Genomic DNA, 8577 nt, shown 5'->3' with positions numbered 1-8577 from the left:
CCGGCATCGACGATGGCGTGGATCAGGGAGCAGACGTAGTAGCCGGAGTCGCCGCGCACCAGCAGGTTCCCGGTGGCGCCGCAGCCGCGGGCGGTCCGCAGTGCCTGCCGGAGAAACGAGGTGGCGCCCCGGCGGGTGTCGGCCTGCCCGCCGCGCAGCCGGGTCGCGAGGATCACCGGGGCCGCGATCGGTGTCGAGAGGGTCGCGGCGAGGAAGTTGTAGCCCCGCACGTGGGTGTAGCCGTGGCGCGCGCCGACTTTCCGCCGCCCGTGGACACGGGTGATCTTGGAGTCCAGGTCCACGATCGCGTAGTCGCCGACGCCGGGCAGCAACCGGCCTCCGGTGGTGCGGGCCAGGCGGGTCAGGACCTGCGCGGCGAGTGCCTCCAGTGCCGTGGTGTGGCCGATGTCGAATCCACGCAGGAACGTCCCCAGTGTCGAGGGCGCCCGGATCCCGGTGAACACCCGGTCGTTCGCGCCGGTCCGCAGCACGTCCAGGTCGTCGATGCTGTCCGCGCCGGCGGCCATCCCGGCCACGATCGACAGCAGCTTCGCGTCCGGGTTCGCGCCGGTCGGGCCGGGGATCCGGATCCGCTCGGCCGCGAGGTCAGCGAACTCGACGTTCTCGGTCAGCCGCAGCAGTGGCAGCAGTCCGGCATGGGAGACGACACTCTGATCGTCGAACCTCGCTGTCACCCTGGCTCGGCTATGGGATGCTTGCATCCAGCAGATGCCCTCTCACTCAAGGATTGTTGTTCCCTAGACAAGAACAATTATCCCAGGTCAGAGGGCATCTGCGTGTCTACGACATGCCACCGACCAGCACATTCACCGGTGGATCCAGGCTGGACGACAGGAAAGAGTCGTTCATGACGTCGCCAGCCCCTGCCGACGTCGCGAATGACTCATTCGGGACCTCCGACGCCCCCAAGAGTCATTCGCGGCACCCGACTCCGCGCGCGGCCGCGCTCACCGATCCCGTGCGGGCGCTTTACGAGCGCGCAGGGGAACTTTGAGCAGTTCGGCCGGCGGCGGGCCGGGGTGCACGATCCCGAGGTGGCGGGTGGCTCTGGTCATCGCGACGTACAGGTCGTGGTGGCCGAGCGGCGCGGCCAGGATCGCGGCCGGGTCGGCGATGAGGACCGAGTCGAATTCCAGGCCCTTGGCCTGATCGGGGGTGAGCACCACGACCCGGTCGGTCAGGTCCGGGTGGGCGGTGGGGGACAGCGGACCGGACAGGGCCGCCGGGGCGATGATCGCCAGCCGCCCGCCGGTGTGGGCCGCGGCGAGCTCGGCGACGACCCCGGGCAGGCGGGCTCGGGTCGTGCCGACGCGCCACGGCGGGTCACCGGTCGAGCGGACCGACCGGGGCGGCGTCGTGCCGGGGTGGTGGGCGGCGACCAGATCGGTGGTGGCGGCCATGATCTCGGCGGGCGTGCGGTAGTTGACGCTGAGCCGGACGAGGTGCCAGCGGTCTCGCACGTGCGGCCGCAGCACCTTCGCCCACGAGGTGGCGCCGGCCGGGTTCCCGGTCTGCGCGAGGTCCCCGACGATCGTCATCGACCTGCTGGGGCACCGGCGCATCAGCATCCGCCAGGCCATTTCGGACAGTTCCTGGGCCTCGTCGACGACCACGTGCCCGAACACCGCGGGGCCGGGGCCGCCGCCGATCAGGGCGGCGGCTTCGTCCAGTAGCGGGACGTCGTCGGCGCTCCAGCCGCCGGCCGGCTCGCCGAGGACGTCCGACACCACCTGCTCCGGGGTCAGCGGCGGCCACAGCGCGTCGAGGGTGGCCTGGACGACCGGGTCGGCGAGCAGCGCCGCCCGCAGCCCGGCCCGCGCGGTCTCGTCCAGCATGGTCCGCGGTCCGTCGTGGTCCCCGTCCTCAGCACCCTCGTCGCCGAGCACGACGCCCGCGGCGGCCAGTGCGCGCAGGTCGGCCTCGCCGAGCCGGCCGTCCGGGCTGCCGCCGTCGATCGCCTCGCCGGTTTCGGTGAGCACGACCGCTTCCAGGTCGTCGACCAGGCGCCGCGCGAGCTCCGCCACGATCTGCCGCTGGAAGGTCAGCCTGGCCCGGTTGTGCGGGAGGCGGGCCCGCCGGGCCTCGGTCACGGCGCGGTCGAAGGTGGGCGCGTCGAGGCGCAGCACCTGCCGCTCGAACTCGATGTCGACCGGACCGTCCGGTGCCCGGACCCGCGCCCGCACCGCTTCCGCCAGCCGCCCGGCCAGGACCGCCCGGCCCTTCGCCGCCGCGGTCCCGGGCGGGTCCACCCGGCTGATCTCCGTGCCCGGCCGCAGGTCGGCGAGGGTGGCCGTGACGACGCTGTGTTCGCCGAGACCGGGGAGCACCTGGCCGATGTAGCCGAGGAACAACCGGCTGGGGCCCACGACCAGGACACCCCGGGTGCGCAGGTGCGGGCGGGTGTAGAGCAGGTAGGCGACCCGGTGCAGGGCGACGGCGGTCTTGCCCGTGCCGGGACCGCCCTGCACCACCAGTACCCCGCCGGTTTTGTGGCGGACGATCCGGTCCTGTTCCGCCTGCAGGGTGGTGACGATGTCGCGCATCCGCCCGGTGCGCTCCGCGGTCACCGCCGCCAGCAGCGCCGCGTCCCCGACCAGGACGTCGCCGCCGGTGCCGTCCGCGGCCAGCAGTTCGTCGTCCAGGGCGACGACCGCGCGGCCTCGCGTGGTGATCCGCCGCCGTCGCCGCACCCCGTGGGGAGCGGCCGCGGTCGCGGTGTAGAATGCGCGGGCCGCCGGGACGCGCCAGTCCACGAGCAGCGGCTCTCCGTCGTCGTCGCGGAACAGGCCCAGCCGGCCGACGTAGGTGCGCCGGCCGTCGTGCCGGTCCAGCCGGCCGAAGCACAACCCCTGCTCGACGGAGTCCAGCCGGGCCACCTCCGCCTGCCAGACCGCCGCCGCCTCCGGGTCGCCGTCGGCGCCTCGGTCCACCGATCGGGCCGCCGCTGCCTCGCGCAGGGCGTCCACGCGGGCGTAGAGGCCGGCCACGTAGTCCTGCTCGATGCCGATTTCACGCTCGATGTCTCCGCCGGTCACAGACGTCGAGGGTGCCCGGCGAAACCGGGGAAGAACAGTCTTGTTCTTCGTGCTGGGGCGGACGTCAGGTCTTCGGGCGGGACCCGCGACGGCGCGGGTCGCGGGTCTCGCGGCCGGCGAACCGGGCGCCGAGGTCGCGAACCGCGCGGCGAGCCTGAGCGACCGTGCCCGGGCGGACGTCAGGTCTTCGGGCGGGACCCGCGACGGTCCCGGCCGGTGACCGGCGCACCCGCCGGGCCCGTGCGACCCTGGCGGCATGACCGAACGGTCCGCCCCGAGGCGGGAACTGGAGCGGATCCGCGACGGCGGTGGCCCCGGCGCGGACCAGGCCCGCGTCGCGCTGACCACCGAAACCGCCGCCGAACGGTTGCGGGGGGCCATCCTCGCCTTGGCCACCGCGCGCGGCGCGGACAGCAGCACGTGCCCGTCGGACGCGGCCCGGGCGGTGGCCACCGACTGGCGTCCCCTCCTGCCGCAAGCCCGGGAACTGGCGCGGGAGCTCGCCCGGGCCGGCCGGGTGCGGCTCACCCGGCGGGGCCGGCCGCTCGACCCGGACGAAGAGTGGCGCGGGCCGATCCGGATCCGGGCCGGTGCAGGCGCCCGACGGCTGCCGGGCGCCTCCACCGGCGGCTAGCGGCCCGAGAAGTTCACGTCGCTGCAGAAGTAGTACGACTGATCGAGGTGGCTCGCCTGCCAGATGGTGTAGACGACGTGGCGTCCCGTCCGGGCGCCCGCGTCGACGGCGATCTGGTACTGCCCGGCGGGTGCGATGCGGCCCGACTGGGCGACCAGTTCGAGCGCGCCCCAGCTCAGCGGCTGGGTGGCGGAATCGAAGCCCTGCCGGGTGAGGTACACCCGCAGGTAGTCCGCGCCGTGGTGGGCCTGGTCGGTGATGGTGAGCGTGAACCGGTTGTCCTTGTTCGCCATCTGCCAGGGGCCGACGGTGTCCAGCGCGTTGTACCGGGGGCTCTGCGTGCGGCCCCCGCTGCACAGCGTTCCGTCGGGGATCGCCGCCTGGTGGTTGCCCGCGACGCCTTCCCGGTAGAGCCCGTTCCAGTTCCACATCGCGTTCGGGTCGGCCTGCCAGGCCTGCCAGCACATCGGGTCCTGCGTCGCCATGGCCGGGTTCTGGAAGTCGCTGCCCCAGCGGTTCCAGCAGCCGTAGTTGCGCGACGGCGGGTCGGTGGCGGAACCGTGTGCCTCGGCGACGCCGGTGAGCGCGCCGCCCAGCAGCACGGCGGCCACGGCGGTCACCGTGAGGGAAAGCAGGGTCTTGCGGGGGCGAGTCCGTCGGGGAACCACGCTGTCCTCCTAGATCGGCGAAGGGGTCGAGGCTTGGGAGCGCTCCCAATTTCGCGCCGACCATAGCCCCGATGTGCACCGGTGGCCAGAAACAAACCGTCGAGCGGTCGATGTGGTGCCGGGATTTCCGGCGTGGTGCCGCGCTGAACGGCTCCTGAACAGCCGACCGGACCGGGTCGGAGTTCCCCTGATCGGTCCGGCGTCCGGAAACGCACCGTGAGCGCGACGCCGTGGTGGCTGCTCCGTCCGGGCGGCGATCGCCGCCGCACGGGTGACCGGAGTGTCGCGTCCTTTATGGACGGACGGCGGCGAGCCGGTCGAGTTGACGCTGCACGCGTTCGGCGTCCTCTTCTCGTCCTTGGTCCCGGTACAGCCGCTGGGCTTCCCGCCACACCGCGAGAGCTTCGTCGCGCCGGCCGAGGGCGACGTTCGGCGGGCCGAGGTGGTCGAGCGTGGTCGCGGACTCGTAAGCGTGGCCCAGGTTTCGGCGCAGCGTCAGAGCCTGTCCGTAGTGGCGGAGGGCCAGGTCGTGCCGACCGGCGCTCTGCTCGACGAAGCCGAGCCGGTCGAGGCTGTTCGCCTCGCCCGCGGGGTTGCGCAGCTCCCGGTGCAGTGCCAGGGCGGCGTCGAAGTGGCCGCGGGCGCCGTCGTGGTCGCCGAGGCCGGCGGTGTACCGCCCCACCGCGTTGTGCCCGTGGGTCCGGCACGACGGCAGTCCGAGGTCGCGGAAGAGCCGCAGCGCCCGGGCGGCGTGGTCCAGGGCCGCGTGGAGATCCCGCCCCTCCAGTGCCAGGGCGAGGGTCTGGTGGGCGTGGCCCTGCTCGTACGGGTGGCCGAGTTCTTCGGCGAGGGCGATGGCGCGCTGCAGGTGGCCGATCGCTTCTTCGTGCCGGGCCAGGGAAACGCAGGCGCGGCCGAGGTGCCGGAGGGCGACCGGGCGAGGGGTGGGGTGGGGCAGCCGCGCCGCGGCGTCCGCGGCGGCCCGCCACGCGGCGAGCCGGTCGTGGCGGTGACCCCGCCGTTGGTGGAAGGTGTCCGAAGACAAGGCCAGCCACCACACGGTGTGGTGATCGCCTCGCCGGGCCGCGGCCTCCTGGGCGGCGAGCAGGGTGGCGCGCTCGGCCTCGAACCAGACCATCGCCGCCGGGGCGTCGGGCAGCGCGTGGACGTGCGTGCCGGGCGTGGGCGGGGCGAGCTCGACGGTTCCGCGGTGAGCGTCCAGCAGCAGGCCGGCGGCGTGCGCGGTGTGGGCGAAGAAGCCGAGCGCTCGTCGCAGTGCCGCGTCCCGGACGTCGTCCGCCAGGTGCCGTGCGGTGTCGGCGGCGTGCGCGCGGATCAAGTCGTGCATCCGGTAGCGGCCGCCCGAGTGCTCGAGCAGGGACGCCTGTTCCAGGCTCCGCAGCACGGCCCGGGTGCGGGCCGGGGGCAGTCCGGTCAGGTTCGCCGCGGTGAGCAACGCGGTGTCCGGGCCGGGCGCGCCGGCCAGCAACCCGAACGCGGTGGCCTGCTCCTCGGTCAGCGCGCGGTACGACCAGGACAGCACGGCGGGCAGGCTGGCCGACGGATCGTCGTCGGCCAGGCCGTCCAGCCTCGACTCCCGCAGCTCGGAGACCACCGCCGGCAACGGTGTCCCGGACCGGCCGGCGACCACGCTCAACGCCAGCGGCAGACCGCCGCACAGGCCGATCAGCTCGTCGACCGCCGGTTGCTCGGCCTCGACCCGCGCCGAGCCGAGCCGGGCGGCCAGCAGGCCGCGGGCCTCGCCGGCGGAGAGCACGTCCAGCGGGACGCGGTGGGCGTCGTGCGCGGTGACCAGGCCCGGGAGCCGGTTGCGGCTGGTCACGACGACAGCGCACGACTCGCTGCCGGGCAGGAGCGGGACGACCTGGTCGGTCCCGGCGGCGTTGTCGAGCACCACCAGGATCCGCTTGCCGGCGGTCAGGCTCCGGAACAGCGCGGACCGGGCGTGCGGGTCGGAAGGAACCGCACCGGCTTCGACGCCGAGGGCCGTGAGGAACCCGCGAAGCGCCGTGGCGGGCTCCATCGGCCTGTCGTCGGAGGTGAAACCGCGCAGATCGACGAACAGCTGGCCGTCGGGGAACCGGTCGAGCCGGCGGTGCGCCCACCGCAGGGCCAGCCAGGTCTTGCCGAGCCCGCCCCCGCCGGTGATGACCGAGACCATCGGCGTACCGCTCGACCTCGCGGCGTCCAGGACCGCGTCCAGCCGGCGCACCTCGTCGCGGCGGCCCACGAACGACTTGGGCGCGGCGCGGAGCTCGCGAGGCACTCCTGAACCGGCTGCCTTGGCGGTGCAGGACGGGCGTGCGGTCAGGATCTGCCGGTGGCGGTCCTGAAGCGCGGAGCCGGGATCGATGCCCAGTTCCTCGACGAGCCGCGCGCGAACCCGGCGGTAGTGCTCCAGCGCGTCGGCGGTCCGCCCGGCCTGGTGCAGCGCCAGCATGTACTGACCCGCCACCCGTTCGTCCAGCGGGTGCGCGCCGGCGCGGGCTTCCAGCTCGGCCACCAGGTCCGCGCCGGTCCCCAGCCGGAGCCGGGTGTCCGCGAGGTCCAGCCACGTGGCCAGCCGCTCCCGCTCGAGCCGCTCGCGTTCGGCTTCGGCCCATTCCCCGCCCGGCCCGGTCAGCGCCTCTCCCCGCCACAACCCCAGCGCGTCGGTGAGCGACGCCAGAGCGTTCCGGTCGTCGGCCCGGGCGCTCGCGCGCAGCTCGCGGAACCGGTGCAGATCGACCGTGCACAGCTCGGGCTCGATCACCAGGACGTAGCCGCCGGACCGGCGCGTGAGAGCGACCCCGTCGGCGCCGGCCAAGGCCGCCCGCAACCGGGAAAGGTAGCCGTGCAAGGTGGTTCGCGTCCGCGGCGTGACGTCGGCGCCCCAGACGCGTTCGACCAGCCGGTCGGTGGGCACCACCCGGCCCGCTTCGAGCGACAGCACCGCCAGGATGCACCGCTGCCGCGGCGTACCCAGATCCACCGGACGTCCGTCGACCAGGACGTCCACTTCGCCCAGCAAGCGCACCGACGTGACCACGCGCTGCCCCCCTCGACACGCTTCCCCGCAGATCACTCCAGGGTACCCAGCCGAAGTCCCGCGCGGGGGGCTGTCGCTCCGCGGCTGACCAGGGGGTTCACCTTCGCGCACAGATTTGCCGAGGAACCGGTCGGCGCGATCGCGGCGGCCGGGTCGCTTCCGGCCCGGCACCGTGCCGGGTACCCGCCTTGTCTTGACACGAAGATCGCCGCCTGGCTAGCGTCGCGGACACCGGAACGTTCCGGGCCGGCCGGCCGGAAGGGCGGAAACCGAGTCATGGCAGCGATCCACCACGTGGCCGTCGTCGTCGACGACCTCGAGAAGTCGATCGGCTTCTACACCGGCGCCCTCGGCTTCCGGCTCTCCGCCGCCCGCCCCGGCCACCTCGGGCCCGGCGCCTGGCTGGACGTCGGGGAGCAGCAGCTCCACTTGATCCAAGGGGCGCCGGGACCTGCGCGGGGGCAGCACTTCGCGGTGCTCGTCGACGATCTGGACGCGGAGGTCCGGCGGTTGCGCACCGAGGGCTTCGACGTCAGCGACCCGGTGCCCGTCGGCTCCGCTCGGCAGTCCTTCCTCGCCGACCCGTCTGGGAACGCCATCGAACTCCACGAGAAGCAGCAGTCCTAAAAGGACGCACGTGCTTCCGGGCAGCGCCACGGGTGGCCCGGCGCCCGCGTCCGTGGACGAACTCCGAGATTCCCGGGAACCGGGCGCGGGACGGGCGCGAGCATCGGCGAGCTGCGCTCCCAGCTGAACTGGACGACACCGTCGGTCTCGACCGCGCTGCCGGCCGCCGCGCCGCCAGCTCGTGACGTCGGCGTGGACGCGGTGCGCGCGGCTACGCCTGATTCTCGGGGCCCGCCGTGCGGAGGTGGCGTCGTGATCGAAGCGACCGGCTTGCAGTGGATCCTGACGATCGTGTTCGCGGCGACCGGGTTCTGCCTGGCGGGCGTGGCGTTCCTCGCGCGAGCGATCGACGGGGTGCGTGTCGCGCTGCCGCCGGTCCGGACGGCCGGGTGGGGCGCCGACGCCCTGATGGGCCTCGGCACGACGGTGATACTGCTCGCGATGGTGTGAGCTCAGACGTTTGCCCGCACCGCGCCCGGTTGCCGGCGGCCGAGCGGGTCTGGTGCGAGCGTCCCGGGATAAACAAAAAACGGCCCCCCACTA

At 73.9% G+C, this 8577-nt stretch carries 7 protein-coding genes; 3 read left to right on the top strand and 4 right to left on the bottom strand.

The features are described from left to right. Together AB0N03_RS50525 and AB0N03_RS50520 are read right to left on the bottom strand one after the other, a co-directional pair. A partial coding sequence (locus AB0N03_RS50525; protein ID WP_364388400.1) for a transposase occupies positions 1 to 695 on the bottom strand: 695 nt, incomplete at its 3' end. A gap of 273 nt (positions 696 to 968) precedes the next feature. After that, complete coding sequence (locus AB0N03_RS50520) at positions 969 to 3056, bottom strand: UvrD-helicase domain-containing protein (protein WP_364388398.1); 2088 nt, start codon at positions 3054 to 3056, stop codon at positions 969 to 971. 256 nt (positions 3057 to 3312) lie between these two features. On the opposite strand from AB0N03_RS50520, the gene AB0N03_RS50515 reads away from it, so the two are divergent. After that, entirely contained in the window at positions 3313 to 3690 is a 378-nt protein-coding gene (locus AB0N03_RS50515) for a DUF3253 domain-containing protein (RefSeq protein WP_364388396.1), read from the top strand. Here the strand turns inward: AB0N03_RS50515 and AB0N03_RS50510 are convergent. Both AB0N03_RS50510 and AB0N03_RS50505 read right to left on the bottom strand, forming a co-directional pair. Then, positions 3687 to 4358, bottom strand: coding sequence for a lytic polysaccharide monooxygenase (locus AB0N03_RS50510; protein ID WP_364388394.1), 672 nt, complete (start codon positions 4356 to 4358; stop codon positions 3687 to 3689). The two genes, AB0N03_RS50515 and AB0N03_RS50510, sit on opposite strands and share 4 nt — an antisense overlap. Before the next feature lie 292 nt (positions 4359 to 4650). Then, on the bottom strand, positions 4651 to 7407 hold the full coding sequence (locus tag AB0N03_RS50505) for a BTAD domain-containing putative transcriptional regulator (protein ID WP_364388392.1): 2757 nt from the start codon (positions 7405 to 7407) through the stop codon (positions 4651 to 4653). Between the two features lie 276 nt (positions 7408 to 7683). Here AB0N03_RS50505 and AB0N03_RS50500 point away from each other — a divergent pair, with 276 nt between their 5' ends. Both AB0N03_RS50500 and AB0N03_RS50495 read left to right on the top strand, forming a co-directional pair. Further along, the gene (locus AB0N03_RS50500) at positions 7684 to 8034 is read left to right on the top strand and encodes a VOC family protein (protein ID WP_364388390.1); all 351 of its coding nucleotides are present in this window, start codon (positions 7684 to 7686) and stop codon (positions 8032 to 8034) included. Positions 8035 to 8286: 252 nt separating this feature from the next. Then, entirely contained in the window at positions 8287 to 8484 is a 198-nt protein-coding gene (locus AB0N03_RS50495; protein WP_364388388.1) for a hypothetical protein, read from the top strand. Positions 8485 to 8577 lie beyond the last annotated feature (93 nt).

Source organism: Amycolatopsis sp. NPDC051061 (assembly GCF_040682935.1).
In the GTDB taxonomy this organism is placed as follows: Bacteria; Actinomycetota; Actinomycetes; order Mycobacteriales; family Pseudonocardiaceae; genus Amycolatopsis.
Note: the sequence above shows the minus strand (reverse complement) of the source record. Positions and strands in the feature narration are given on the sequence as shown.

What these genes read in the sequence shown, in the direction of transcription:
- AB0N03_RS50515 (WP_364388396.1), top strand. Translation starts at nt 3,313, where the DNA reads ATGACCGAACGGTCCGCCCCGAGGCGGGAACTGGAGCGGATCCGCGAC.
- AB0N03_RS50500 (WP_364388390.1), top strand. Translation starts at nt 7,684, where the DNA reads ATGGCAGCGATCCACCACGTGGCCGTCGTCGTCGACGACCTCGAGAAG.